The 25,768-nt window shown below is 68.0% G+C and carries 21 protein-coding genes; 8 read left to right on the top strand and 13 right to left on the bottom strand.

Features of this window, described 5'->3' with window-relative positions; translation table 11 throughout:
• Positions 1 to 25: 25 nt before the first annotated feature.
• From QM619_RS10195 to QM619_RS10185, 3 genes are all read right to left on the bottom strand, one after another.
• On the bottom strand, positions 26 to 436 hold the full coding sequence (locus tag QM619_RS10195) for an NUDIX hydrolase (RefSeq protein ID WP_415107759.1): 411 nt from the start codon (positions 434 to 436) through the stop codon (positions 26 to 28).
• A 599-nt stretch (positions 437 to 1,035) separates the two neighbouring features.
• Positions 1,036 to 2,079, bottom strand: a complete 1,044-nt coding sequence (locus QM619_RS10190) for a helix-turn-helix domain-containing protein (protein ID WP_415107756.1) — start codon at positions 2,077 to 2,079, stop codon at positions 1,036 to 1,038.
• Positions 2,076 to 2,687, bottom strand: a complete 612-nt coding sequence (locus QM619_RS10185) for a hypothetical protein (RefSeq protein WP_415107753.1) — start codon at positions 2,685 to 2,687, stop codon at positions 2,076 to 2,078. The genes QM619_RS10190 and QM619_RS10185 overlap by 4 nt, the downstream gene beginning before the upstream one ends.
• 216 nt (positions 2,688 to 2,903) lie before the next feature.
• Here QM619_RS10185 and QM619_RS10180 point away from each other — a divergent pair, with 216 nt between their 5' ends.
• The 7 genes from QM619_RS10180 (at position 2,904) to QM619_RS10150 (ending at position 9,207) form a co-directional block, all read left to right on the top strand.
• Positions 2,904 to 4,265, top strand: coding sequence for a cation:dicarboxylate symporter family transporter (locus tag QM619_RS10180; protein WP_415107750.1), 1,362 nt, complete (start codon positions 2,904 to 2,906; stop codon positions 4,263 to 4,265).
• A gap of 77 nt (positions 4,266 to 4,342) precedes the next feature.
• On the top strand, positions 4,343 to 5,068 hold the full coding sequence (locus QM619_RS10175) for a FadR/GntR family transcriptional regulator (protein ID WP_415107747.1): 726 nt from the start codon (positions 4,343 to 4,345) through the stop codon (positions 5,066 to 5,068).
• 176 nt (positions 5,069 to 5,244) lie between these two features.
• A complete protein-coding gene (gene uraD / locus QM619_RS10170; protein ID WP_415107744.1) occupies positions 5,245 to 5,751 on the top strand; it encodes a 2-oxo-4-hydroxy-4-carboxy-5-ureidoimidazoline decarboxylase in 507 nt (168 codons plus the stop codon).
• On the top strand, positions 5,748 to 6,074 hold the full coding sequence (gene uraH / locus QM619_RS10165; RefSeq protein WP_415107741.1) for a hydroxyisourate hydrolase: 327 nt from the start codon (positions 5,748 to 5,750) through the stop codon (positions 6,072 to 6,074). The genes uraD and uraH overlap by 4 nt, the downstream gene beginning before the upstream one ends.
• A gap of 5 nt (positions 6,075 to 6,079) precedes the next feature.
• Positions 6,080 to 6,994, top strand: a complete 915-nt coding sequence (pucL, locus tag QM619_RS10160) for a factor-independent urate hydroxylase (protein WP_415107738.1) — start codon at positions 6,080 to 6,082, stop codon at positions 6,992 to 6,994.
• Between the two features lie 42 nt (positions 6,995 to 7,036).
• A complete protein-coding gene (locus tag QM619_RS10155; RefSeq protein WP_415107735.1) occupies positions 7,037 to 8,563 on the top strand; it encodes a nucleobase:cation symporter-2 family protein in 1,527 nt (508 codons plus the stop codon).
• A gap of 194 nt (positions 8,564 to 8,757) precedes the next feature.
• The gene (locus tag QM619_RS10150; RefSeq protein ID WP_415107732.1) at positions 8,758 to 9,207 is read left to right on the top strand and encodes a hypothetical protein; all 450 of its coding nucleotides are present in this window, start codon (positions 8,758 to 8,760) and stop codon (positions 9,205 to 9,207) included.
• Positions 9,208 to 9,686: 479 nt separating this feature from the next.
• On the opposite strand, the gene QM619_RS10145 is transcribed toward QM619_RS10150, so the two are convergent.
• From QM619_RS10145 to QM619_RS10125, 5 genes are all read right to left on the bottom strand, one after another.
• A complete protein-coding gene (locus QM619_RS10145; protein WP_415107730.1) occupies positions 9,687 to 10,229 on the bottom strand; it encodes a hypothetical protein in 543 nt (180 codons plus the stop codon).
• 4 nt (positions 10,230 to 10,233) lie between these two features.
• On the bottom strand, positions 10,234 to 10,854 hold the full coding sequence (locus QM619_RS10140; RefSeq protein WP_415107727.1) for a type I restriction enzyme endonuclease domain-containing protein: 621 nt from the start codon (positions 10,852 to 10,854) through the stop codon (positions 10,234 to 10,236).
• Positions 10,855 to 11,042: 188 nt separating this feature from the next.
• Entirely contained in the window at positions 11,043 to 11,966 is a 924-nt protein-coding gene (locus QM619_RS10135; protein ID WP_415107724.1) for a hypothetical protein, read from the bottom strand.
• Between the two features lies 1 nt (position 11,967).
• On the bottom strand, positions 11,968 to 13,704 hold the full coding sequence (locus tag QM619_RS10130) for a sulfite reductase flavoprotein subunit alpha (protein ID WP_415107721.1): 1,737 nt from the start codon (positions 13,702 to 13,704) through the stop codon (positions 11,968 to 11,970).
• The gene (locus QM619_RS10125) at positions 13,704 to 19,187 is read right to left on the bottom strand and encodes a glutamate synthase-related protein (RefSeq protein WP_415107718.1); all 5,484 of its coding nucleotides are present in this window, start codon (positions 19,185 to 19,187) and stop codon (positions 13,704 to 13,706) included. Before QM619_RS10125 ends, QM619_RS10130 begins: the two co-directional genes overlap by 1 nt.
• A gap of 243 nt (positions 19,188 to 19,430) precedes the next feature.
• Here QM619_RS10125 and QM619_RS10120 point away from each other — a divergent pair, with 243 nt between their 5' ends.
• Entirely contained in the window at positions 19,431 to 20,687 is a 1,257-nt protein-coding gene (locus QM619_RS10120) for an ATP-binding protein (RefSeq protein WP_415107716.1), read from the top strand.
• A 90-nt stretch (positions 20,688 to 20,777) separates the two neighbouring features.
• Here the strand turns inward: QM619_RS10120 and QM619_RS10115 are convergent, their stop codons facing one another.
• The 5 genes from QM619_RS10115 to QM619_RS10095 form a co-directional block, all read right to left on the bottom strand.
• Positions 20,778 to 21,701: a siderophore-interacting protein gene (locus tag QM619_RS10115; RefSeq protein ID WP_415107713.1), complete on the bottom strand. Its 924-nt coding sequence runs from the start codon at positions 21,699 to 21,701 to the stop codon at positions 20,778 to 20,780.
• A gap of 41 nt (positions 21,702 to 21,742) precedes the next feature.
• Positions 21,743 to 22,462, bottom strand: coding sequence for an ABC transporter ATP-binding protein (locus QM619_RS10110; protein WP_415107710.1), 720 nt, complete (start codon positions 22,460 to 22,462; stop codon positions 21,743 to 21,745).
• A gap of 99 nt (positions 22,463 to 22,561) precedes the next feature.
• A complete protein-coding gene (locus QM619_RS10105; protein WP_415107705.1) occupies positions 22,562 to 23,605 on the bottom strand; it encodes a FecCD family ABC transporter permease in 1,044 nt (347 codons plus the stop codon).
• Positions 23,602 to 24,618, bottom strand: coding sequence for an iron chelate uptake ABC transporter family permease subunit (locus QM619_RS10100; protein ID WP_415107702.1), 1,017 nt, complete (start codon positions 24,616 to 24,618; stop codon positions 23,602 to 23,604). The genes QM619_RS10105 and QM619_RS10100 overlap by 4 nt, the downstream gene beginning before the upstream one ends.
• Positions 24,608 to 25,648 (bottom strand): ABC transporter substrate-binding protein, encoded by a 1,041-nt coding sequence (locus tag QM619_RS10095; RefSeq protein ID WP_415107699.1) that lies wholly within the window; start codon positions 25,646 to 25,648, stop codon positions 24,608 to 24,610. Before QM619_RS10095 ends, QM619_RS10100 begins: the two co-directional genes overlap by 11 nt.
• Positions 25,649 to 25,768: the final 120 nt, after the last annotated feature.

Raw genomic sequence — 25,768 nt, 5'->3', positions numbered from 1 at the left:
CACGCTCAACCGATGAGTGACGCGCTCAATCACCAGGGCCGGGCGGGATGATCCCCGCACCGATGAAGTAGTCCTTCAGCCCCGCGGTCAGCGGCAGCTCGTCCAGTTCCGCCGCGGTCACCCAGCGGGCATCCGCGGCGTCGTCTCCAGGGGTCAAGGTGCCGTCGATCACGGTGGCGGCGAAGTCGTGCACCTCGTACAGCCGCCCGTCGGCGGTGGGCAGCGTCACCGTCCACAGCTCGCGTCCGATCCGGACCCGGACGCCGGTCTCCTCGAATGCCTCCCGTGCCGCGGTCTCTTCCAGCGTCTCGCCCGGCTCCGCGCTCCCACCGGGGACAGACCAGCGGCCCTTCTGCGGTTCATGGCCGCGCAACACCAGCAGCACCCGGCCCTGGTCGTCGACGATCACGGCGCTCGCCGCGGGCACGATCTCCATGGCCCGCAGGCTAGCGGTGCGGCCGAGGCCGGCACCGGTCGCGAGATTACGTCCGATCCGGGCCCTCAGTGAGGCGTCCGAGGCGAAACGACCCGCACATCGGACGTAATCTGACGAGGTCCGAACGGCGCCGGCTCTAGGGCAACGCCAAGACTCGGGGAATCGTCGCCCGACAGCGTGGCGTCCCCGTCGACAACGGGTTGAGCGCGTTGGGGCCGATATTGACCGGACCATCAACTCGGGCTGGGGGAGACGCTGGCGCCACCGCCGGGATCACGCACGACCGGATGCGACCCTGCCGAGCCTCCGATCGCATGCTGGCGGTCCGGCGATGGCGGTCCGCCCGGATCCTTGCGCTGGCGCTCGGGCATGTCCGTTACGCCTGGCAACTCCTCAATCGCCGAGTGGCGATCTGGTCCTCGGCCTAGGCCTTCTGGACGTCGAGGACCTGCTCAACCTCGAAAACCTCGACCTTGCCGTGGCGCAGCTCGAACGGGATTCGGGCAGGCCCCTGGCCGCGGACTAGGGTCGGCGCTGCGCTGGATCTTGTAACCGCGTAGTACTTGGCATGCCTGGCCACTTCCCTCAACGGCATAGGCTCAGATGGCTCGGAGGGGTCGTCGTGGCGCGTCGAAAGGTGTTGGGTTCCCGTCTCGCGTGCCGATGAGGAACTGGATTTCCTGTTGGGTGAGCCCGGCGTGATCGAGTTGTCGGCCGACCGAGGCGGCAAGTTCCGGGTTCTCTGCGGGTAGTAGGTCACTGCCGGGTTCGCGGGTTTTCCAGCCTCGGCTGTTCAGTTGTCGGTAGAACTTTTGGCGTGCTTCTGCGGTTGCCTTGCCCAGACGATAGGCACGCTCGAAGATCGCTTGCATCGACACGCCCCACTCCGTCTTGAGGTCGGACAGCTTGCCGAGCGTGAGATTCGTCAGTTCCGGTGCGATGACGTGCGCAGGCATGAGGAACTCGGCGGCGAACTGGTTCGCCTGATCCTCCGCATCGAGGTCGATGTACTGGCTGTGGAGGACCAGGTGCCCGAGTTCGTGCGCGACCGTGAGGCGCTTTCGATCCGTGGGCAGCACGGCATTGAGCACGATCACCGCGTGCTCGCCTGCCCACTGCGACATTCCATCGATGCGATGGGTTCCGAAGTCCTCTTCCACGACGATGACACCTGCTGACTCGACCCAGCGGATGACGTTTCGTACCGGTCCGATCGGCATCCGCCACGCGGCGCGGACCATTGCTGCCGCCTGCGCGGGCGTGTGTTCGTCGGGATCAACCTGGATGACGTGGTTCTGTGGCCGTAGCGGGACCCTCTCCAGCAAGTAGGACGAATGCATCCGCAGCATGTTCACGCGCGCCTCGACGCGCTTCCAGTCCGAAGGCTTGGCGGTCTTCTGCCGACGCATATGAGCATCTGCAGCGATAGCACCCTGCATCCGGAACTCGTGCCGGATGAACTCCGGAGTAACCCCAAGAGCCTCACCCAGCTTCTCCACCATCTCGTCGTCAGGCTCACGCAGATTGTTCTCATACCGAGAAAGCGCGGCCTGGGTGATGCCGAGATGGTCGGCAAGTTCTTCCTGTGTGATGTCTGCGGCCCGCCGGAGAACGAGCAGAACGTCACCGACTGCGCGGCTCATGATTCCGACTCCTCCTCGGCATCGCGGACGACACCGCTGAGATCGACCTCGGGCAGATCGGGTGCGACCGGCGTCCAGGAGAAACCAGCGGGGCTGCTGGCGTTGCGGCGCAACTGGATCGCCCAAATTGGGTTGTCTTTGCCATCGCGGAAGGACGTGATCGCCTCCCCGACAATGCGCCGTTCAGAATCCCAGTAGTAGCCGAGGGCAAGGCTGAGCGGCTCAAGCCCTTCAAGAGCCACGACGTTGTTCGACCAGAACGCGCGAGACGCATCGGTCGGATACGCAGAGATGCGGTCACCGGGATGATGCCGCTTGATCCGGATGGAGTACGAGGTCCCGCTGTGCAACTCCCGTGTCGGCTCCACGTCATGGACGTGGATGCCATCCATGCTCTCGACAAGGCGGACCAACCGATCCCAGATCCGTTCATGGAGGAAGTTCGCGGTGAAGCGGGCAGTGAAGTTGGGGAACCACCCGGGCTGCCACTCCTTGAACGCGGCGAAGTCCTCCCGAGCGCCGTCGACTGCGTCGATGAAGGCCTGCACGAAGGGAGCTCCCAAGTCGGCGAGAACCCGGTCACACTCTGGGTATCCGGCTGAAATCATGCCAGAAAATATACCGCGCGGGCCTTGCGCCACCGCTCAACACGCTGCATCGGCGAGACGGATCTTCCTCCTCACCGATCGAACCCGACTCCCGCACCAGGCTCCGGACCCAAAGTGGTCAGACCGTAACTCGGCGGTTACCACGGGCGCCGGTCGCCGTAACAACGCGGGAGTGGAGTGTTCACAACGATTCGACACTCCCAGAAGGAGGCCGCCGTGGCCCACTCGAAGACGGTCGAGGGACTCTACGAGGTAGGGCCCGACCAGAAGCTCAAGGTCAAACAGCCGATCTGGAAGTCGCTGTTCTTCCAGATCGGCGTCGCGATCGTCCTGGGCATCGCCATCGGCGCCCTGTGGCCGACCATCGGAGCCCAGCTGAAGCCGATCGGCGACGGCTTCATCCGGCTGATCAAGATGGTGATCGCGCCGATCATCTTCCTGGTGATCGTGACCGGCATCGCCCATGTCGGCGATGTGAAGTCGGTCGGCCGGGTGGGGGTCAAGGCACTCGGCTACTTCCTGGCCGCGTCCACCTTCGCCCTGGCCTTCGGCATGCTGGTCGCCAACGTGGTCCGGCCCGGTGCCGGTCTGCAGATCGATCCGGCCACCCTGGACGGCTCCGCGGTCGCCGCGAAGACCGCCGGCGGTTCGATTCCGGACGCCGCCACCTTCCTGCTGCACGTCATTCCAGAGAGCGTGATCCAGGCGTTCGCCGAGAACAGCCTGCTGCAGGTGCTCTTCTTCGCCGTCTTCTTCGGCGCGGCGATGGTGGTGCTCGGCCCCGAGAAGACCAAGCCAGTGATGGACTTCCTGAGCGCCGCCCTCGACATCGTGTTCAAGATCATGGGTTGGATCATGCGGGTCTCGCCGCTCGGCGCCTTCGGAGCGATGGCGTTCATCATCGGCCAGTACGGCCTGGCCACGCTGGGCACCTACGCCATGCTGATCGCCGCCTGTTACGGCGCGGCCGTGGTCTTCATCGGCCTGCTCTTCCTGATCTCCTGGGGCTTCGCCCGGGTCCCCCTGTGGGAGTTCATCAAATTCGCCCGTTCGGAGTTCCTGCTGGCCCTGGGCACCGCGTCCACCGAGGCCGTCCTGCCCCGGATCATGACCAAGCTGACCCAGGCCGGCAACCCGCGCTCGATCGCCGGCCTGGTGGTACCGACCGGCTACTCGTTCAACCTGGACGGCGCCGCGATCTACCTGTCCATCTCGTTGCTGTTCCTGGCCCAGGCCTTCGGCATCGAGCTGTCGATGGGTCAGCAGCTAGCCGCCCTCGGTGTCCTGCTGCTGACCTCGAAGGGCATGGCGGGGGTTCCCGGCTCGTCCTTCCTGGCCCTGTCGGCGACCGCTACCGCGCTGGGCATCTTCCCGGTCGCCGGGGTGGCGCTGCTGCTCGGCGCCGACCGGCTGATGGACTCGATGCGCGTCTCGGTGAACCTTCTCGGCAACTGCGTCGCCACCTTCATCGTGTCGAAATGGGAAGGAAAGCTCGACTACGCCCAGATGCGTGCGACGTTCGCCGCCTCCGACACCGATCTCGACAGCGTCGGGGAGCCCGCACTCCAGTCGGCCTGACGAGTCCACGATGACAAGATGGGGCGAGCGGCGAGTGCCCTCGCCCCAGCGTCATCGGCACACGGACGGACCCGCATATGACATCGGACGACGGTCGCGCGAGCGCGCTGCCCCGATCCGGAGCGACGGTGGCCGAAGAGATCGTCCGGCACATCGAACGAGACATCGTCACCGGCGTCTATGCGCCCGGCGACCGGCTGCCGGCGGAACGATCGCTGGCGACCGAGCTGGCCGTCTCGCGGACCGCGCTGCGCGAGGCACTCAGCCGGCTGGAGGCGTCCGGGCTGATCGTCCGACGGCATGGCAGCGGCACCCGAGTCACCCGCGAGGTGCCGCTGAGCGCTTCGTTGGCGGCCCGCTTAGAGCGGGCCAGCGACGACTTCGAGCACTCCGCCGAGTTCCGCGAACTGGTCGAGCCCCAGCTGGCCCGGCTGGCCACCGGACGGATCACCGCCCATGAGCGGGCCGAACTGCACGCCGTTCTGGACGCCTCCGCCGCGGACGTCGACGCCGACGAATCGCTGCGGCTCGACGTGGCCTTCCACACCACGATCGCCCGTGCGTCCCGGAACCCGCTGCTCGCCTCGCTCGGCGAACTCGCCGCTACCTGGACGGTGGAGGCCCGTGTCTACTCCCACCTGGGCGGCGACGGGCGGCGCATATCGCACGCCGGGCACGTCCGGATCCTGGCCGCATTGGACGCCCGCGACCCCGACGCGGTGGCCCAGGCAATGGGCCAGCATCTGCGCGAAATTCGTGCGGTCATCGATCGGGTTCGTGGCTCGGACACCACCGCGCACTGATCCTGGCGTTTCCCTCAATTGCCTGGGGGAAGTTCCGAGGCACGCAAAATTCCTCGGGTCTCGCATTCGGAGCACGCGTTACGCAACCGTCACATCGGCGATACAAGACATACAAAATGGCCCTATAGCGTCGACTTCGTTCAAGTGGTCAGACCAACCCGCGACGAGGAGCGCTGATGACGATCGAGGAGTTCAACCGGCTCGATCCGGTGGCGGCGGCGAGTGTGCTGGCCAGCTGCGCCGAGGTCGAGAGTTGGGTGAATGCGGTGCTGGCGCACCGCCCCTTCGACTCCCGCGAGGCGTTGCTGGACAGTGCGTCAGCCGCGGCTGACGGCTGGACGCCGAGCGAGGTTGCCACCGCCCTGGCCAGCCATCCGCGGATCGGCGAGCGACCCAAGGCGAGCGCCATCGGTGCCGCCAACGCCGCGCACTCAGCCGCGGAACAGGCTGCTGTCAGCGCTGCAGGGGCAGCCGTCCATGAGGCTTTGGCAACGGGTAACGCAGCCTACGAGGAGCGCTTCGGGCGGGTCTTCCTGATCCGCGCGGCCGGCCGCTCGCCGGAGCAGATCCTGGCCGCGCTGACCGCCCGGCTCGACAACGACGACGCCACCGAGGAGGCCGTGGTGGCCCGTGAGCTGAGCGAGATCGCGCTGCTGCGGCTGGAGCAGGCGGTGACCCGATGAGCTTCGTCACCACCCATGTGCTGGACGGCTCGCGCGGCGTCCCGGCGTCCGGCGTCACCGTCACGATGACCGACGCCGACCACGCCGTGGTCGCCCAGGGTGTGACCGACGACGACGGCCGGGTGCCGTCCTTCGGCCCCGACCAGCTGCCCAGCGGTACCTACCACGTCACTTTCGGTACCGGGGACTATTTCTCCGCGGCCGGAATACCGACCTTCTATCCGAGCGTCACCATCACGGTCGCCATCGATTCCAGCGCAGCCCATTACCACGTCCCGCTGCTGCTCTCACCTTTCGCTTATTCCACCTATCGAGGGAGTTGAAGTACATGTCCGTCACCGTCAGCCTTGGCGACAACAAATACGGCAAGGCCGAGAACCGGGTCGTCAAGATCACCCGCGACACGGCTCGCCACGAGATCGAGGATCTCAACGTCACCAGTCAGTTGCGCGGCGCCAAGCTGGTCGACTCGTACCTGGTCGGCGACAACGCACTGGTGGTCGCCACCGACACCCAGAAGAACACCATCTTCGCGTTCGCCAAAGAGCACGGCATCGGGTCGCCCGAGGAGTTCCTGCTGACCCTGGGCGATCACTTCGTCTCGTCCTTCGAGTGGATCGAAGGCGGCCTGTGGCAGGCCGAGATGTACGAGTGGGAGCGCATTCAGGTCGACGGCGCTGGGCACGATCACTCCTTCGTCCGCAAGGGCCAGGCCACCCGGCTGGCCGCAGTGCAGAAGATCGACGGCAAGACCCACGTCCTGGCCGGCCTGAAGGACCTGACCGTGCTGAAGTCGACCGGCAGCGAGTTCGCCGGCTTCCCGCGGGACAAGTACACCACGCTGGTCGAGACCAATGACCGGATCATGGCGACCTCGGTCACCGGACGCTGGCGCTACCTGCCGGAAGCCGTCGAGGCCGGCATCGACTACAACGCCGTCTACGAGGGCGTTTCGGCCATCTTCATGTCCACCTTCGCCACCGTCCATTCGCTGGCTCTGCAGCAGACGCTGTGGGAGATGGGCAAGGCCGCGATCGAGGCCTACCCGGAGATCGCCGAGGTGAAGTTCGCCATGCCGAACAAGCATCACTTCGTCTACGACCTCAGCCCGTTCGGCCTGGAGAACCCCAACGAGGTGTTCTGGGCCGCCGACCGACCCTACGGCCTGATCGAGGGAACCATCATCCGCGACGGGATCACCGCCGAGCCGGACGCCTGGACCGACGTCCCGACCTTCGTCTGAGCCGCCGCTCGTACAGCACTCACCACCAGAGAGGCCCCGGCCATGATCGACACCGACACCCCAGTCAAAGAAGTAGAACTCCCCGACCTCCCGGTCGGCAGCCGTCCCGAGGACGAGAAGCTCGGCATCGGCCCCACCATCGGCTACGGCGTCCAGCACATCCTGGCGATGTTCGGCGGCGTCATCGCCGTTCCCCTGATCGTCGGCGGTGCCGCCGGTCTGGACACCGCCGAGAAGGCGCTGCTGGTCGCCTGCGGCCTGTTCGTCAGCGGCGTCTCGACGCTGCTGCAGACGTTGGGTGTCCGCTTTTTCGGCGCCCAGCTGCCGCTCGTCCAGGGCACCTCGTTCGCAGCGGTCTCGACGATCCTGGCGATCATCGGCGACCGTGCCGGCGTTGGCCTGCAGTCTGCCTACGGCGCCGTCATCGCGGCGGCCGCGATCGGCCTGATCATCACGCCGTTCTTCGCCCGGATCGTCCGGTTCTTCCCCGCTGTGGTCACCGGCTCGATCATCACCGTGATCGGCCTGTCGCTGATGCCGGTGGCCGCCGGCTGGATCACCGGCAACGCCACCATCACCGTCAACGGCGAGAGCGTCGAGAACCCGAACTTCGCCTCGCTGGCGAGCGTCGGTCTGGCCCTGTTCACCTTCGCCGTGGTGATCGTGCTCAGCAAGATCGAGGTCCTGTCCCGGATGGCGGTGCTGCTCGGTCTTGCCATCGGCACTATCGTCGCCCTGTTCACCGGCCAGACCAGCCTGGCCCCGGTGGCCAGCGCCGCTCCGTTCGCCTTCCCGCAGCCGTTCGCGTTCGGCGGGCCGATCTTCGAGATCGGTGCCATCATCTCGATGTTCATCGTGATCCTGGTGATCATGGTCGAGACCACCGCAGACCTGCTGGCGGTCGGCGAGGTCGTCGGCACCAAGGTCGACTCCCGCCGGGTCGGCGACGGCCTGCGCGCCGACATGGCCTCGTCGATGATCGCCCCGATCTTCAACTCGTTCCCGGCGACCGCGTTCGCCCAGAACGTCGGTCTGGTGGCACTGTCGGGCATCAAGAGCCGCTTCGCGGTGGCCGCCGGCGGTGGCCTGCTGATCGTTCTCGGTCTGTCCCCGATGGCTGCCGCCCTGTTCAGCATCATCCCGGGCCCGGTGCTCGGCGGTGCCGGCATCGTGCTGTTCGGCACGGTCGCCGCCTCCGGCGTCCGCACCCTGTCGAAGGTGAACTACGCCGGCAACAACAACCTGGTGATCGTGGCCGCATCGGTGGGCTTCGGCCTGATCCCGGTGGTGTCGTCCAGCTTCTGGCACAGCTTCCCGGACTGGTTCGTGACCATCTTCCACTCCGGCATCAGCTCCGCCGCGATCATGTCGGTGATCTTGAACCTGTTCTTCAACGTGTTCCTGCCGGGCACCCCCGACGAGCCCCTGGATCTGGCCGCGGCACCGGCCCTGCAGGTGCAAGAGAACGAGGCCCGCGTCCTCGAAAGCGGTGGCACCCTGGGCCCGGACTCCTACGAGCCCGACATTCACATCGACGGCACGCGCGCCAAGGAACCCTCCGAGCACTGACTCGCGCTTACCGGCCTCGAGCCGACCAGCGGGCCGCCCGATCCGGGCGGCCCGCTGGCGTATGCCTGGAGACGTACTCGGCGATCTCACTCCACCGGGGGACGCATCACCCCTGGCCGGACGGCGAGTCTTGGGTCACACGGGGATCACCCCGAAAGGGAATCAGGCATTACGCACTCGCGAAAGGAGTCGCCATGACCCTCACCAAGAACGCCCGCCGAATCGCCGCCGGAGCCCTCGCCGCCGCCGCGCTGCCGGTGGCCCTCGCCACCAGCGCCCAGGCGCACACCACGTCCGGTTGCACGGTCGAACCGCTGACGCCGACCTATGCGTACACCCAGTCCAACGGGGTCAAGGTGCTCAACTACCGCATCTCGGTGAACTGCCAGTCCGGCCGGACGGCCTACATCACCCAAGAGCGCTACGAGGAGGACGGCTTCCTGAACCCCGACGACCACGTCGGCACCAGCTACTTCTCGGCGCGAGGCGTGCAGACGCTGAACAACTACCGCACCCTGGTCGACACTGAGTCGGGCCAGGAGGAGATGTACCAGAAGATCCGGTTCTACGTCCGTAGCGACAACGGCGTGGTCTCTGCCTGGACCGGCTGGCACACCTCCGCCGTCCGCTCCTTCTACAACTGACCGGCCCACAACTGAATAGCTGTTCCCACCACGATCGCCCCGCCCACCGGCGGGGCGATCGTGCGGGTGTGGCCCGACACCCGCTCAGATCAACTCCCGCAGCGAGTCGGCCAGCTGCTCCCAGGCGTCGTGGACGTCCTCGCGCATCCTTCCCCACGAGCGGTCCGGCACGTGAGAGTGGGTAGTCCCGGAACGTCCGCGCGAACGAGCTGTGGGTGTCGACCGACCCGCTGACGGCGCTCAGGGGCCAGGCAGAGCTTCTCGTCCCAGAGGTCCAGATGATCGAGACCTCAATCCCCGACGACATCCGACAAGTCCTCGCCGAGATCCACCCAGAAATTGCGCACTAACTCGGCCCAACTCAGGTCCAGATAGCGACCGATCTGCGGCGCGGTTGAGGCATGTGAGGCGAGTCGATGCTCAAATCGGTCGCTATCTGACGAACTCAAGACGACCCGCACACCGTCCGGGGACGCGGCTCAGCGGTCCCCTGTCAGGTTCATCAGCCACTCGTAGGCCGCCATCTTGTCTCCGGTAGCGCCGCCGTTGAGGATCTCGTCCAGTTCATCGGCTCCCAAGGGAAAGTCGACTTCACCGTCTCGCTGCGCCCACAACTCCGCAAACAACGTCTGGGAACCGACCTCGGCGGCGAGCGCCCGCGTAACCGATGTCAGGCGCGCCTCCACACAGTCCTGGCCGAGCTGATAGGCACTCTCCGGGATCTCCGTGGCGTAGATCCCGTGCCGCTCCGCGTAGCGGCCCAGAGTGATGTCGTCCAGCCCATACGCACCCCCGGTGATCTCGGGCGGTTCGACGTTGCTCAGGTCGTTGATCACCAGGCCTGCCAGGTAGGCGAGAGCCGCCAGGGTGACCAGGTGGTCGGCGTAGTTGGGGTGCTCGGGATCTGGATCACCCGGAACCAGTCCAGCAGCAGCCAGGACGCCCCACGCGTGCTGAACCCACTCCGGCTGCCCCACGAGTTGATCGCTGAGCTGATTCGCGAGTTCGGGCAGATTGGTCATCTCGTCACTTCCCTTCCGCCAACCTCGGCGCCAGGCCCTCCATCTGCTCGATCACCAGCCTGATCGCCTCCGGTTGCTTGTCGGGCGGGTACTTGTACTTCACCAGCAACCGCTTCACTGACGAGCGCAGCTTTGCCCGGACATCGTCGCGCGCAGTCCAGTCGGTCTTCGCGTCACGGCGGACGATCACCCACAACTCACGTGCGATCTGGGCTAGGACGCCCTCACCTTGGACCGTGAGGGCCGATTCATTGGAGGCCAACGAATCGTAGAGGGCGAGTTCGTACGAAGTGAGCGGTGGCTTGTAGCGAGCACCGCGGTTGCCCTCGGCCATGACCTCCTTGGCAAGCTCAACAAGCTCAGCGATCACTTCGGCCGAGGTCAACTGCTGATTGGTGTAGCGGTTCATCAGTTCCTTGAGCTTCTGCGAGAACGCCCGCTGCCGCACCAAGTTGTGGCCCGCAGCACGAGCCGACTCCTCGGTGAGCAGGTCACGGAGCGCCTCGACGCCAAGATCGACAGCGGGTGCACGACGATCAGCACGTCCATCCACCGTCTGCTGGACGAGGCGCTCACCGCACTCGGCGGAGCCCACCGCGCCGCAATCGAACGCAAGGCCGCACACCCCGGCGAGGTGACCGGCGCGGCGTGATTGGCGGTCCGGCCCGAAGGGTAGGAGGGAGCCCTTCGGGCCACTCGCATGATCGAGTGCGGCCGCGAGATTACGTCCGATCAGTGCCCCCAGTGAGGCATGCGAGGCGAATCCAGCCGCACATCGGACGTAATCTGACGAAGCCCGGACGGGATCAGGACTCAGATCAGCTCCGGCAACGACTCGGCCAGCCGCTCCCAGGCGTCGTGGACGTCCTCGCCGACGATGCCGAACTGGGAGATCAGCGCCACCCGGCGATCCGCCGCGTCGTAGAGCTCCAGGGACGAGGTGGGGCCGTGCGGTCCGTGCAGCCGCAGCATCAGGCAGTGCTGCACGGCCGACGGCCGGAGTTCCAGGATCGCCTCCTCGGTGCCGACCGCCATGATCCCGGCGGCGTGCGCCACCGATTGCACGGTGTCCTGAATGGCGTGCATGGCGGCGTCGGAGAACACCGCAATGCCGAGCGGCAGGCCGACGGAGCAGGCGTGCTCGATGACATCCACGAGCACGTTCGACTCGATGTGCCAGTGCGGCAGGTAGGGCGTCCGCGCCGTCGTCCAGGTGAGCAGATCGTCCATCCGCTGCAGCTGATCCGGGACGTCGGAGCCCACCGAGGCGCTGCCCGGATAGGCGTCGAACTGCGACCCCGGCAACTGTCCGTCGAGGCGGGCCAACCCGTCGATCACCAGCCGGTCCTCCGGCAGCAGCGGATGGCAGCGGTGCACCGGACGTCCGTCCGCGCCGCACAGCCGGAGCTCCGGCATCGGGGCCTCGCCGGGCAGCGCGTGGGGCGGGTCGACCAGCATCGCGCCGGTCAGCGCCTCCGGATGCAGTCGCAGCGACACCCAGCCCGGCTCCACCTGGAACGGCCCGTCGGGCACCCCGGCGTCCGCGTACGCCGCCACCTGGGTGAGCCGGGCCACCCGGTTCTCGGTGATCGCCGCCGGATGGTCCAGCAGGGTCAGCGCGCGCAACACGTCGCCGATGCTCGCCGGCAGGCGTCGCACCGAGCATCGGTGCTCGCACCGTCCCGCGGCGCATGGCGACAGCTGCCCCTCGTCCTCGGGGGTTGCAGCGTCAGTCATCTCAGTACACGTCCCTCAGGTATCGCTTGTCTCTCTTGAGCGTGGCCAGGTACTCGGCCGCGTCGTCGTCGCCACGACCCCGTTGCCCGGCGATCAGTTCCATCAGTGCCCGGTCCACGTCGCGCGCCATCCGGGACGCGTCGCCGCAGACGTAGACGTGGCCGCCGTCCTCCAGCCAGCCGTAGAACTCGGACGCCTGCTCGCGCATCCGGGTCTGGACGTAGATCTTCTGCGCCTGGTCGCGAGAGAAGGCCAGGTCGAGCCGGGTCAGCAGCCCACTCGCCCGGTAGCTCTCGATCTCGTCGGCGTAGATGAAGTCATCGGCCCGGTGCTGGTCGCCGAAGAACAGCCAGTTCTTCCCGGACGCCCCGCGCGCTGCCCGCTCTTGCAGGAAGGCACGGAACGGGGCGATGCCGGTGCCCGGACCGATCATGATCACCGGCGCGCCGTCGTCCGCGGGCAGTCGGAAGGCCGCGTTCGGCTGCGGGAAGATGCCGAACTCGGCGTCGTCGGCCCGGTCGGCGAGGAAAGTCGAGCACACCCCGTGGTGCACCCGCGGCCCGCCATACCGGACGGCGGCGACGGTCAGGTGGATCCGGTCCGGGCTGTGCAGCGGGCTGGACGAGATGGAGTAGGCACGATGCTGCAACGGCCGGAACACCCTGGTCAGGTCGTCGAGGTCGAGGTTCACCTCGGGCAGCAGCTGCAGCAGGTCGAGGGTGTCCTTGCCCCACAGCCAGGACTCCAGCGCGTCGCGTTCGGCGCGGACGATGAGTTCGCCCAGTTCGCTGCCGGGCGCCCGTTCGGCCAGCAGCGCCAGCAGGTCCTTGGACGGGGTGGCGATCTCCCAGCCCCGGATCAACTGGTCCCGCAGGGTCGACTCGCCGACAGCGGTCTCCGGGTCGTGCCCGAGCCGCTCCAGCAGCAGCTCGACCAGCGCGGCGTCGTTGACTCCGACGACGGCCAGCGCGTCGCCGGCCTGGTAGTCGATGCCGCTGTCGCCCAGCGCGATCTCGAAGTGCCGGATCTCCTTGGCGCTGCCCGGCCCGGACAGCAGCCGGTTGGCGACCAGCCGGGTGGGGAACGGGTTCTTCCGGTTCCACCGGGAGCGTTCCCGTGCCGGCTTCGCAGTCGGTGCCGGGGTGACCGGTGCCGCACCCGCCGTGGGCGCCTCGGCCGCCAGCAGGTCGAGGACCTGCTCCATCCAGGCCGCGGCCGGCTCGTCGTAGTCGGTGTCGCAGTCCACCCGGGGCAGCATCCGGGTGGCGCCGAGCTGCTCGAAGCGCAGATCGATCAGCTTGCCGGCCTGGCAGAAGTCGTCATAGGCGGTGTCGCCGAGCGCCAGCACGGCGAAGCGGGCGTCCTCCAGCCGGGGCGCGGCCTCGCTGGAGAAGTCGTCCCAGAACAGCCCGGCGTTGTCGGGCATCTCGCCGTCGCCGTAGGTGGAGGTGATGATCAGCACCCGTTCCATCCGGGTCAGGTCGTCGAGCGAGACGTCGTCCAGCACCCGCAGGGTGGGGGCCATGCCGCGTCCCCGTGCCGCCGCGACCAAGTCTTCGGCGAGCAATTCGCTGCAACCGGTCTGGCTGCCGTAGAGGACGTCGAAGGTGAGCGTGGCGGCCGGGGACGCGCCGCCCTCGTCACGGCGGGCCGCGGCCAGGCCGGTGAGGAAGCCGTCCAGCCAGGCGCGCTGGCCAGAGTTGAACGGTGCGTCGGCGTCCACGGTGAGCTGCGCCATCATGCCGTCCGATCCAGCGATCGGACGGCGTCGGCGGCCAGATCGTCCATGGCCGCCTCTGCGAGCAGCCGGTCGAACCGGGCCCGGTCGGTGCGGGCCTCGTTCCGGGCGCGCTGGTGCAGGATCCAGCCGTAGGTGCCGGGTGCGTCCATACCGCGGACGTTCCGCAGCTCCAGCGAGCGGGTGTAGTCGCTCAGCCGGCGAGCCGAGATCAGAGTGGCCAGCTCGGCGTCGGTGAGCGGATCGAGCCGGTCGCGCAGGTACTTCATCACCTTCTGCATCACGAAGAAGTCCTCGGTGAGGATCAGCGTTCGGGCGGTGGTGTGCCCGCGCTGCTCGGCGATCTGATGGGCGATCGAGAACACCGTGTACGACGACAGCAGGCCGAACATGTCGTCGGTCTCGCCGGCCGGGACGCGTCCGTTCAGCACCGGACGTCCGTCGCGGTAGTGCCGCTTGAGCACCCGGACCTGTTCGGTCGCCACCGAGGTGGCCAGCTCGTCCAGCAGCTGCTTGCGGGTGGACGCGGCCAGGATCGCGTCGGCGTCCTGGGTGAGCAGCAGCGCCCGCGGCATGCCGCAGAAGATCTGCTCACTGGTGACTTCCCAGTCGGCGAGCAGCTGCGCCGCGAGCTTGGAGCCGGTGGCCTCGTGGTGCCAGCGGAGCAGCAGCCGGGCCGCCTCGGCGTGGAAGCCGCCGTATTCCTGGTCGGTGATGCCAAAGACCAGCAGCGAATCGTCGCTGACCCGGCTGCGCACGGTGCCGTCCGGGTCGTACTGGTAGAGGAAGCCGCCGCTCATCCCGTTGCCGAGACCCTTGCCGGCTGAGCCGAGGTTGACCACCGCGCCGTTGGTCATGTATTCGCAGCCGAAGTCGCCGATGCCCTCGACCACCGCGGTGGCGCCGGAGTTGCGGACGGCGAACCGGTCGCCCGCCTCGCCCTGCACGAAGGTCCGGCCGCCGGTGGCGCCGAACAGCGCGAAATTGCCGATCAGCACGTTGCCGCCCGGCTCAATACTGCCACCGCCGGGGGTGCGCACCACGATCCGTCCGCCGCACTGGCTCTTTCCGACACCGTCGTTGGCGGTACCGGTGTGCACCAACTCGATGCCGTCGTTGCAGAAGGCGCCGAACGACTGGCCCGCCGAGCCCTTGGTGCGGACCCGCACCGCGCCGTCGTCGAGGTAGCTGCGACCGCGCTCGTCGGTGAACACCGCCGGCAGGCCGGCCAGCGTCGCGGCGTCCAGCTCGTGGTTGAGCATCCGTTCGACGTCGACCGACAGCTGACCGCCGACCGACTTGTCGCTGTTGTGCAGCGTGCCGGCGTCCAGTTCGACGCTCGGCTCGGCACGGTCGATCAATGCGGCTCTGACCAGGTCGATCACGGCGTCGTCGACCGCGTAGCTCTTCTCCAGGTAGACCGGGTCGTCAACCCGACGCTCCGGTACCCGGGCCAGCATCGCCCGGACGTCGAGGCGCCCGACACTGGCCGGATGGTCGAGCAGCTGGGCCAGGTCGGAGCGTCCGCGGGCCTCCCGCAGCGAACGCAGGCCCAGCCTGGCCAACAGCTCCCGGACGTCGTGGGCGACGTTGAGCAGGTACTGGGCGAGCGCCCGCGGGTCACCGTCGAAGACCTCGGGGTTGGTGGTCAGCCCGGCGGGGCATTTGATGTTGCAGTTCTTCGCCATCACGCACTTGAGCATCATCAGCGCGGTGGTGCCGAACTCGAAGCTGTCGCCGCCCAGCAGCGCCGACATCAGCACATCGCGGCCGGTCTGGTGCGCGCCGGAGCAGCGCAGCACGATCTTGTCGCGCAGCCCGTTGGCCACCAGCGCCTGGTGCACCTCGGCGACGCCGATCTCGGCGGACCGGCCGGCGTACTTCAGGCTGGTCACCGCCGCCGCGCCGGTGCCGCCGGTGTTGCCGGCGACGTTGATCACGTCGGCGCCCGCCTTCGCGACGCCGACCGCGATGGTGCCGATGCCCTCGGACGACACCAGCTTGACGATCACCCGCACCCGGGCCGCCTTGCAGTCGTGGATCAGCTGCGCCAGGTCTTCGATCGAGTAGGTGTCGTGGTGCGGCGGCGGCGAGATCAGCTCGACGCCCGGCGTCCCACCGCGGGCAGCGGCGATCTCGACGGTCACCTTGGCAGCCGGCAGCTGACCGCCCTCGCCCGGCTTGGCGCCCTGGCCGATCTTGATCTCCAGCTCTTCGAGCATCGGGTCGGCCAGGTAGCCGGCCCAGATGCCGAACCGGCCGGACGCGAACTGCTTGATCCGGGAGCCGCGGATGGTGCCGTAGCGGGAGAGGTGCTCGCCGCCCTCGCCGCAGTTCGACATGCCGCCGACCATGTTGGTGCCGTGCGCGACCGCCTCGTGCGCGGTGGCGACCAGGGCGCCATGGCTCATCGCGCCGGACGCCAGCGTCCGGGTGATCTGATGGGCGGGCTGGACCTCGTGCAGCGGAATGCTCGCCGGGGCCGGGGCGAGCAGCGCCAGGAAGTCGGCCGTCCGGCCGCGCACCTGAACCTCGAGTCCGTCGGTGCCGACCCGGGTGCTCAGCACCCCGTCCGGGTCGTGACCGGTCAGGAAGTCGGTGAACGCGGCGTACCGGGCCGGGTCGCCGCCGCTGACATCGGTGAACCGGATCCGGTAACGGTCGGCGTCCAACCGTTTGGTCTCCAGCCCGCGGACCAGGATGCTGGCGTTGCCGTCGACCGAGAAGCGGGCCAGTTCGTGCTCGAAGTCGGACGCCGTGTGCAAACCCGCGACGTCCGCGGGCAGCGCCAACACGTCCCGCAAGGCGGAGGGCCGCCGGGCCCGTTCGGCCCGGGTCGCGGCCAGGAACTCGCGGTAGCCGGGGGTGATCCGGAAGGCGTCGATCTGCTCCGGTGTGAGCGCGGCCAGGCCGTTGTTGACGTACGCCTCGTCGCTGATCCCGAAGGCGCCTTCCAGCTGGTCGAGGGTGAGCCGGGCGAGAGTCGCGTCCGCCTCGGCACCGTCGTCGAAGCGCCGCGGCTCCTCGGTCATGCCCGCGAAGCCGCGCACCGCGGTGGTCCCGAACGAGTGCCCGGCACCCTCGGAGCGCTCCTTGAACAGGCCCAACAGCGGCACCTGCGACTCGGCCCCCACCACGCAGCCGCGGGCGTGCCACTGGGCTGCCGCATGCGCGATCCGGCTGAAGCCGACGCCGCCGACCGGGGCGGCCATGTGCGGGAAGCAGCGGGCCAGCACGGGATCGGAGGTGTCCAGATAGTTGGGCTCGAAGAACTCGCCGCCGATGTAACTCTCCACGGTGCACAGCCCGACCCGGCCCATGGTCTTGCCGAGCGCCTTCTCGGCGGCCTTGCGGAACCGGGCGAAGGCCCGGTCGGTCTCGGTCTGCTCGCCGGCCGGCGCCGGCGCGGACGGATACTTCTCCTCGGCCCGCAGCCGGGCGCTCAGGCTGTACACCGCGGACGCCCCGAAGCCCAAAGCCGCGGCGATGTGGTGCGAGGACGGCAGCTGACCGCTCTCGGCGACCAGCGAAACCCGTAGCCGCAGACCGTCGTCGATCAGCCGCTGGTTGACCGCCGCGATGGCCAGCAGCAGCGGCAACGGCGCCCGGGTGGTGGAGATGGCGCGGTCGGTGAGCACCGCGATCCCGCCCTCGTCCCTGGCGAACGCCGCGACCGCGTCGCACAGCTCGTCCAGGGCGTCCACCAGCGAAGCAGCGTTCCGGTCCGCGTCGGACGCGTGCGGCTCGAAGAGCAGGTCGAATCGGCGCAGCGGGGTGATCCGCTGCTCGCGCAGCTGCACCATGTCGAGGTGCCCGAGGATCGGCGAGGACACCACCAGCTGCTTGCGGTGCTGCTCGCCGCCGTCCGGCTTGGCGCCGAGGGCGACCCGCATGCTCATCCCGTCCGCCTCGCGCAACGAGTCCAGCGGCGGGTTGGTGACCTGGGCGAAGCGTTGCGAGAAGTACTTCGCCATGCCACCCTCCTGGTCGGACAGCGCGTTGATCGCGTTGCCGTAGCCCATCGCGCTGATCCGCTCGGCGCCGTCGGCGAGCATCGGGTCCATCATGAACCGGAAGCTCTCCTGGTTGAGCGAGTAGGCGACGTAGCGTCCGGCCAGGGTGAGGTCGCCGGTGTAGCCCAGGGTCGTGGTGCCGCGCTCGAAGGTCGGCGCCGGCAGGGCGGCGACGTCGACACGGGCGTCGTCCAGCAGCGCGGCGTAGTCGCGGCGGGCGGCCAGCAGTTCCAGCGCCTCGCGGGTGCGGAACGTCCGGCCCAGCCGGTGGTCGTGGTACAGCATGCCGCCGGCCTCGATCCGGCCACGGCGGGTCACCTGGCCGTCCGGGAAGCCGACCTGCCCGGCCTCCGACGACACCACCAGGTACTCGTCGGTCTCCACCGTGCGCAGCGGACGCAGGCCGAGCCGGTCGAGCCGGGCGCCGATCACGTCCCCGTCGCTGAAGATCAGCGCCGCGGGGCCGTCGTTCTTCTCCTCGTACAGCGAGAAGAACTCGAACATGTCCCGGACGTCGCGGCTGAGGGTGGCGTCGTTCTCCCAGGCCGGCGGCATCAACGACACCACGGCCTCGACCAGGTCGAGGCCGTCGTCGAACACCCGGCTCTGCAGGGTCTGGTCGAGCCGGCCGGAGTCGGACTGGCCGGGCGGCCGGACGATCCGGCGGTGCCGGGTGATCGCCAGGGTCTCGTCCGAGATCCGGTTCTTCCGGTCGGTGTTCAACTCGCCGTTGTGCGCCATCAGCCGGAACGGCTGCGCCATCGTCGGGTGCGGCTCGGTGTTGGTGGAGAACCGGGTGTGGAAGTACAGCGAACGGACGGCGTGCGCCGGGTCGCGCAGGTCGGTGAAGTAGCCGATCACCTCACCGGCGTTGAGGCGTCCCTTGAGCACCTGTGTGCGGGCACTGAGCGACAGCGGATAGAGCCCGGCCAGCGCCGGGTCGGTGTACGCCTCGGCTTCGACCTGCAGCAGGGCGGCGTTGGCGGCCCGGTCGATGCGCTCCCGCTGGTCGTCACCGTCGGTGGCGTCGGCGAGCCGGAAGACCCACTGGACGATCGGCAACTGATAGCGCAGCGCCCGCGGCCGGATCACGGTGTCGTCGACCGGCACGTCCCGGACGAGCAGCGTGGCCAGCCCGGCATCGGCCAGCGCGGCGTCGATCAGCGCGCGGGCCCGGTCCCACTGTTCGCGGTCGTCGGGCATGAAGAAGTTGCCGACGCCGAAGTGGCCGCGCTCCAGCGGCTGCCCGACCAGGGCGCTGAAGAAGTCCACCGACAGGTCGATGCTGACCCCTGCACCGTCGCCGACCCCCTCGGCGGACATGCCGCCACGGTGCGGGATCGCGCACAACGCCTGCTCGCCCAGCGCGATCACGTCATGGGTCTGGACGCCGTCCTTGCGGGTGATGAAGCCCACCCCACAGGCGCTGTGTTCTGCCGTGGGCTGGTAGAGCCCCAAGCGTTGACCCATAGCGCCTCCTGTCTGGTCATCCCGGCCATGCCGGCGAGACGCTGCGACGGTGGAGGACTCGCTTGTTCGGTGTCGCGAGGTCCGCGACACCAACGATGGTAAGCCTTACCTAAGTTGATCGGGAGGGGTCTTCCCCACTGAACAGTGCGTGAGGCGCAAGACGCGTCAAGCGGACGCAGACCTGATACCCAAGTTCACGCAGAAGTGATAACAAGGCGTGCGCAAAGATGATAGTTTCATTGTGTGTCCGCCTACCGTGAACGGATCGCCGAGCATGTCATCCGCGACTCCCTGAGCACCTTCGGGGCCGTGGTGATCGAGGGTGCCCGCGCCGTGGGAAAGACGACGCTGGGGCGACAGGTCACCGCCAGTTCGGTGCGCCTTGACTCCTCGCCGCAGCTGGCGGAACTCGCCGAGGTGTCGCCGGAAGCGGTACTGCGTGGCCCGCCCCCTCGGCTCGTCGACGAGTGGCAGCTCGCCCCGTCCCTGTGGAACGCGGTGCGCCATGAAGTCGATGAGCGAGGCACACCTGGACAGTTCGTCCTGACCGGATCGGCGACGCCGGCCGATGATGTCACGCGCCACAGCGGGGCCGGACGCTTCCGTCGCGTGACGCTCCGCCCGATGGCCTTGGCCGAGAGCGGGGAGAGCACCGCGACCGTGTCGTTGCGGGCGCTGCTCGACGGCGAGAAGGTCGCCGGGGTGGGTGGTCCGACGGTTCCCGAACTGGTGGGGTCTATGGTCCGCGGAGGTTGGCCCGCCTTGGTAACACAGCCAACGCGTTCTGCTGCGCAGTACCTCGGCGCGTACCTCGACGACATCGCCCGAGTCGATCTGCCTGGCGCGGATCTGAAGGTTGACCCTGCGCGGATGCGTGAGCTCATTCGAGCACTGGCGAGGAACGTGTCGACCGAGGCAAAGGCGACGCTGCTCGCGCGTGAGTCGGGGCTGGACGGAAACGGGCCCGCCGTCTCGGCACAGTCGGTTCGCCGCTACCTCGATGCCCTGACCCGCGTGTTCGTCGTAGAACCCCAGCCCGCCTGGACTCCGCATCTGCGCTCCTCGGTGAGGCTACGGGTCACTCCGAAGTGGCACTTCACCGACCCGTCGCTCGCCTGCGCGGCACTGGGCGCGAGCGATGAGGCACTGCTGACCGATCCGGAGACTCTCGGGCTGCTGTTCGAGTCGATGTGCGTGCGGGACCTGCGGGTCTACGGGCAGGTTCTGGATGCCTCGGTATGTCACTATCGCGATGACGCTGGCCTGGAAGTGGACGCGATCGTCGAGCTGCGTGACGGTCGTTGGGCGGCCTTCGAGATCAAACTAGGCGGAGAGCGTGCCATCGACCGCGCAGCGGGCAACCTGCGCCAACTGGCGCGCAAGGTAGCCCCGACCCGGTCCGCGCAACTCTGCTCGCTCGCCGTACTCACCGGCGGCGCCCTCAGCTACACGAGGTCTGACGGCGTCAATGTCGTGGCGCTGGGACACCTCGGCCCCTGAGGATTCCCAGAACACGCGAAGCTCATGCTGCCCGGCCACCGAGTCACTATCGCGCATGGCATTCCGGCCTTCCGAAGAGGTGCCGGGACGTCACCCGCGCATGGAGACGCCGCGTCGCCAGTAGCCCATGAAAGCGACCTGTGAACGGTCGATGCCGAGGTCGTTGACCAGGTGCCTGCGCAGCGTGGTGACCACCTTGCTTTCCCCGGCTATCCAGACATACACACCGGGGATGCCGCCGGCGGACGGAGCGTCGAGGTCGTCCTCGGAGGATGAGTAGGTCGAGGTTTCCCAGAGGTCGGGGTCGACTTCGTCGTCGGGGACGCTCTGGTGTTGTTGGGTGCCGAGGTGGTCCAGGACGGCCGGAATCAGCCTTTCGCCGTGCCCGGCGCCGTCGCGTGGTAGCCAGCTGACCAGGATGCTGGCGGGAGCGGCGATGTCGAGTATGTCGGCGCTGACGGGAACCTCCAGGAAGACGTGGCCGCGGACGTCGTCAGCGATGTCGCCGAGGATGCGGGAGATGGCGGGTACGGCGGTTTCGTCACCCGCGAGCACGACACGGTCGTCCGCTCCGGGAGCGTACTCGATGCCGCCCCAGTCGGCGCCGATGCGCGGCCCCACGACGATGAGGTTGTCGGCGGGCTTGGCCGCGGCAGCCCAACTCGCGGCCGGCCCGGTGGCCCCCGGTTCCAGATGCAGCACGAAATCCACCAACAGCCGCTTATCCCTGCCTTCGCCGCGCACTTCCCGCACCGAGTAGACGCGAATGTGGCACTGCTCACCCTCGGGTAGTTCCGCCAGGACCGAGTACCAGTTGTCGCCGGCGGCACGGAGGTCGGGAAGCGTGCCGCCGGGTGGCGGGAAGATCAACTTGATGCGCTGATCGAGGTACGGTCCGTCGACACCGAAGTCGGCGAGTTCCTCGCCGCCGAGTTCGATCCGAATGAAGTGTGGGGACAGCACCTCGGTACTCACGACGGTTGCCGTTGCCACGACTGTTTCCGGACTGCTCATGGGTTCTCCTTCGATGGTGGGTTGGTGGCCGACCGGGTGTCTCACTCCCGGTGCGGGCGGCCATCGGGCAGGACCAGGGGGGTGCCGGTGACCGGATCCTCGATGACCCGGCAGGGCAGCGAGAACACCGCCTCGACCAGCTCGGCGGTGACCACCTGATGCGGGGTTCCCTCGGCGACGATGGCGCCGTCGCGCATCGCGATGAGGTGGGAGGCGTAGCGGGCGGCGTGGTTGAGGTCGTGCAGGACGGCGACGATGGTGCGGCCCTGTGCGTTGAGATCCCGCAGAAGTTCGAGCAGATCGATTTGGTGGGCGATATCGAGGAAGGTGGTGGGTTCGTCGAGCAGCACGATGGGGGTCTGCTGGGCGAGCGCCATGGCAACCCACACCCGTTGCCGCTGGCCCCCGGAGAGTTCGTCGACGAGTCGTCCCGACAATTCGGTCACCGATGTGGCGGCCATGGCCTCATTCACGGCTGCCTCGTCCTGTCGGGTCCACTGGCGGATCAGCCTCTGGTGTGGGAAACGTCCTCGCGCGACGAGGTCGGCGACGCGGATTCCGTCCGGCGCGATGGACGTCTGTGGCAGCAGGCCGATGCGCCGGGCGGCTTCTTTCGCCGGGTAGGAGCTGATCGCTCTGCCGTCGAGCAGGACACTTCCGCTACTGGGCGTCAGCAGCCGGGACAACGCCCGCAGCAGGGTGGACTTGCCGCATGCGTTCGGGCCGACGATAACGGTGAACGACTGGTCGCGGATCGCCACCGACAAGCGTTCCGAGATGACGTTCTTGTCGTAGCCGATCGTCGCGGCGTCGACACTCAAACGTGAGGTCACAGGTGATTCCCTTCCAATCGGAGCGGATCAGGTGCGGCGGCGCGCCTCGCGGACGATGAGCCAGACCAGGAACGCGCCACCGCCGACGACGGTGACGACCCCGACGGGCATGCCGACGGGCAGCAGGTGCTGCGCCGTCACATCGGCGGTCGCGAGCATGAACGCCCCCATGAAGGCGGCCGGTGCAAGCGTGACGCCCGGGGTGCGGGCGATCCGCCGCGCCAACTGTGGGGCGGCGAGCGAAACGAACAGGATCGGTCCGGCCGCCGCCGTCACCACGGAAGTCAGCCCGACGCCGAGAACGACCGCCGCCAAACGCACCGATTCCGCCCGGGTGCCGGTAGCGCGGGCAGCATCGTCCCCGAGTTCGAGTTGCCGCAAGGAAGGTCCGAGCGCGAACAACGCCGCGAGCAGAACCGCGATGCTGAGGCTGCCCCACCCGGTCTGCTCCCAGTCGGTGCCACTCATCGAGCCGGTCCCCCAGACGGCCGCGCGAACAGCCACCTCCAGGCGAGCGTTGAGCATCAGCCAGGTGTTGACCGAAGCCAACATCGCCGAGACGGCAATGCCGACGACGATCAGCCGAAAGCCCTGCACGCCGCGTCGCCAGGCCAACAGGTAGACCACGATGGCGGTAGCGATGCCGCCGACGAAGGCGCCGCCCACCAACTGCAGGTAAGAGCCCTGAATCACCATGATCACGATGAGCGCCCCGGTGTAGGCGCCGGTGGAGAAGCCGATGATGTCGGGTGCTGCCAGCGGGTTGCGGGTCAGCGACTGGAACACCGCTCCAGACGCACCCAGCGCCGCACCGAACACCACTGCGGCGAGCGCGCGCGGCAGCCGCCACTCCTGCACGACCGTCCGCGCGAAACCGGCCGCGGGGTCGCCGGTCAGTGCCGACCAGACCTCCCCCAGACTCAGCGGGAAGTCACCGAGCATCAGTGCCCAGAGCGTGACGGCGACCGCCAGCACCGCCAGCGCCGTACACACCAGGACGCTGCGCGCACCCCAGCGCAGCGCCACACCGCCACGCCGAAATACCAGCGCCCGGTAGCCGAAGTCCGTCATAGCCCGCTCGCCTTCGCCCGTCGCACCAGCAGGATCAGGACGGGGCCGCCGACGAACGCCGAGACGATGCCGACCGGCAACTCTCCGGGGCGCACCACTATCCGGCCGATGATGTCCGAGCCGAGCACCAGCGCCGGCGCCAGGACGAGCGTGTAAGCCAGAATCCAGCGTTGATCGGGCCCGGTGAACCAGCGCGCGATGTGCGGCACGATCAAGCCGACGAACACGACCGGGCCGGAAATGGCCGTCGCCCCGCCTGCCAGCAACGTCACCGCGACGACGACCAGGACGCGGGTGCGCATCACCTGCGCACCCAACGACCGGGCGAGGTCGTCACCCAGCGCAATCGCATTGAGCGGCCCCACGGCGAGCACCGCCAGCAGCGCGCCGACGCCGAAGAACGGCATCACCGGCAACAGGACGTCCCAGCCCCGGTCGACGATGCTGCCCGCATACCAGCTCCGCATCTGGTCGAAGGTTTCCTGGTCGGCCAGCACCATGCCCGAGACGACGCCCGACAGCACTGCCGACAGTGCGACACCGGCGAGCGTCAACTGCACCGGGTCGACACCGCCACCTCCGGCCGAGCCGATGAGGTACACCAGCACCGTCACCACGAGTGCGCCCGCGAAAGCGAACCAGACGTAGCCACTGATCGACGTCACGCCGAACAGCGCGATTCCGAGGGCGACGAAGAACTCAGCCCCCGCGGCCACACCCAGAATGCCCGGATCGGCCAACGGGTTGCGGGTCAACGCCTGGATCAGTGCCCCCGCGGCGCCCAGAGCCAAGCCGACGCTGAACCCGACGGCCGTGCGCGGAATGCGCAGGTCCCAGATGACGTAGGCGTCACCCTTGCCGGTGCTGTGCAGCAGCGCGTCGATCACCGTGGTCAGTGGAATGACTTTCGAGCCGACGGCAACGCTCAGCAGGAGCACACCGAGCAGTAAGGCGCACGCGAGAACCAGTCCCGCGATGCGCCGTGCCGCCGGCGGCGTCTCGCTATTGGCCACTCTGGTTGAGCGCCGACTTCTCGAGCTGGGGCAGCACTTGACCCAGCCACCACTTGACGCTCGCAGGGGTTGGCTCCTGCACGGCGCCCCACTGTGGGCCGTAGAGGTAGACCAGCGTGCCGTTCTTGGCGGCAGGGAGTTCCGGCACCCGCGGGTCCTTCTTGAGCGAGGCCAGGAATTTGCCGTCGGGGTCCGCGTACTGGTGGGTAACGATGAAGACCACGTCGGCGTTGAGCTTGTCGATGTTCTCCATCGAGTACTTCGGCGCCTTCGCGGCGACGCTGCCATCCTTGCCGCTCGGCTGGCCCTCGCCGAGCCTCAGGCCGAGGCCGGTGATGGGGTCGTTGGCGTACTCGGTGAGCCAGAGCTGCTGGTCTTCGCGGCTCAGCACACCGAGCTGGAACGTCTTGCCCTGGAGCCCGGGCAGTTTGTCGGCCGCAGCCTTCAGAGTGGCCGCGTAGTCCGCTTCCGCGTCGCTGAGGATCTTGGGGTCGTGACCAGTGAGGGCAACGACATCGGCCAAGCTCTCCCGCCAGGTGTTCGCACCGCCCTCGTCCTGGGTGTACCGCCCGACGTAGGTGGGCGCGATCTGCGACAACTGCTTGTACTCTTTCGCGTCGCTGCCCCAGACATTGGTGAGAATCAGGTCGGGCTTCTGTGCCGCGACGGCTTCCACCGAGGTCGAGTAGTCAGCGGTGAAGAGTTTCGCGTCGAACTCGCCCTCATAGGTCAGCCACGGCATGTCGTCGAGGTCGGACGGGGCACCGCCCGTCACGACATTCTTCTCCCCCACCAGTGCGAGGTGGCCCAGAAACTCAGGGACAAGAACCACTATGCGTTGCGGCTTCTTCTCGACCGTCACCTTGCCGTAGGCGGTGTCGACGGTGACGGGAAAGGCAACGCCTTGGTTGGTGCTGCCGGGGTCCGCGGTGGCCGTCGAGGTGGCCGTCGAGCTGGAGCAGCCCGCCAGCGCGAGAGTCAGAGCGAGGAGGAGTGCGACCAGCGACGTCGGTCGCAGCGGCTTGGACATCAGGTATCACCTTTCGAGCGCGGCCGGGCCACCGTCGGGGCCCCACAGCACCTTAAGTTAGGCTTACCTAAGAGATGGCCAAGCAGACTCCCATCTGGTTGTCACCGAGCGAACGGAGTT

Source organism: Micropruina sp., assembly GCF_047606665.1.
GTDB lineage: Bacteria > Actinomycetota > Actinomycetes > Propionibacteriales > Propionibacteriaceae > Micropruina.
This window is presented reverse-complemented; position numbering and strand designations above follow the sequence as displayed.

What these genes read in the sequence shown, in the direction of transcription:
- uraD (WP_415107744.1), top strand. Translation starts at nt 5,245, where the DNA reads ATGACGATCGAGGAGTTCAACCGGCTCGATCCGGTGGCGGCGGCGAGT.
- QM619_RS10115 (WP_415107713.1), bottom strand. Translation starts at nt 21,701, where the DNA reads ATGAGCAGTCCGGAAACAGTCGTGGCAACGGCAACCGTCGTGAGTACC.
- QM619_RS10185 (WP_415107753.1), bottom strand. Translation starts at nt 2,687, where the DNA reads ATGATTTCAGCCGGATACCCAGAGTGTGACCGGGTTCTCGCCGACTTG.
- QM619_RS10155 (WP_415107735.1), top strand. Translation starts at nt 7,037, where the DNA reads ATGATCGACACCGACACCCCAGTCAAAGAAGTAGAACTCCCCGACCTC.
- QM619_RS10175 (WP_415107747.1), top strand. Translation starts at nt 4,343, where the DNA reads ATGACATCGGACGACGGTCGCGCGAGCGCGCTGCCCCGATCCGGAGCG.
- QM619_RS10150 (WP_415107732.1), top strand. Translation starts at nt 8,758, where the DNA reads ATGACCCTCACCAAGAACGCCCGCCGAATCGCCGCCGGAGCCCTCGCC.
- QM619_RS10130 (WP_415107721.1), bottom strand. Translation starts at nt 13,704, where the DNA reads ATGGCGCAGCTCACCGTGGACGCCGACGCACCGTTCAACTCTGGCCAG.
- QM619_RS10095 (WP_415107699.1), bottom strand. Translation starts at nt 25,648, where the DNA reads ATGTCCAAGCCGCTGCGACCGACGTCGCTGGTCGCACTCCTCCTCGCT.
- QM619_RS10125 (WP_415107718.1), bottom strand. Translation starts at nt 19,187, where the DNA reads ATGGGTCAACGCTTGGGGCTCTACCAGCCCACGGCAGAACACAGCGCC.
- QM619_RS10145 (WP_415107730.1), bottom strand. Translation starts at nt 10,229, where the DNA reads ATGACCAATCTGCCCGAACTCGCGAATCAGCTCAGCGATCAACTCGTG.
- QM619_RS10135 (WP_415107724.1), bottom strand. Translation starts at nt 11,966, where the DNA reads ATGACTGACGCTGCAACCCCCGAGGACGAGGGGCAGCTGTCGCCATGC.
- pucL (WP_415107738.1), top strand. Translation starts at nt 6,080, where the DNA reads ATGTCCGTCACCGTCAGCCTTGGCGACAACAAATACGGCAAGGCCGAG.
- QM619_RS10190 (WP_415107756.1), bottom strand. Translation starts at nt 2,079, where the DNA reads ATGAGCCGCGCAGTCGGTGACGTTCTGCTCGTTCTCCGGCGGGCCGCA.
- QM619_RS10105 (WP_415107705.1), bottom strand. Translation starts at nt 23,605, where the DNA reads ATGACGGACTTCGGCTACCGGGCGCTGGTATTTCGGCGTGGCGGTGTG.
- uraH (WP_415107741.1), top strand. Translation starts at nt 5,748, where the DNA reads ATGAGCTTCGTCACCACCCATGTGCTGGACGGCTCGCGCGGCGTCCCG.
- QM619_RS10195 (WP_415107759.1), bottom strand. Translation starts at nt 436, where the DNA reads ATGGAGATCGTGCCCGCGGCGAGCGCCGTGATCGTCGACGACCAGGGC.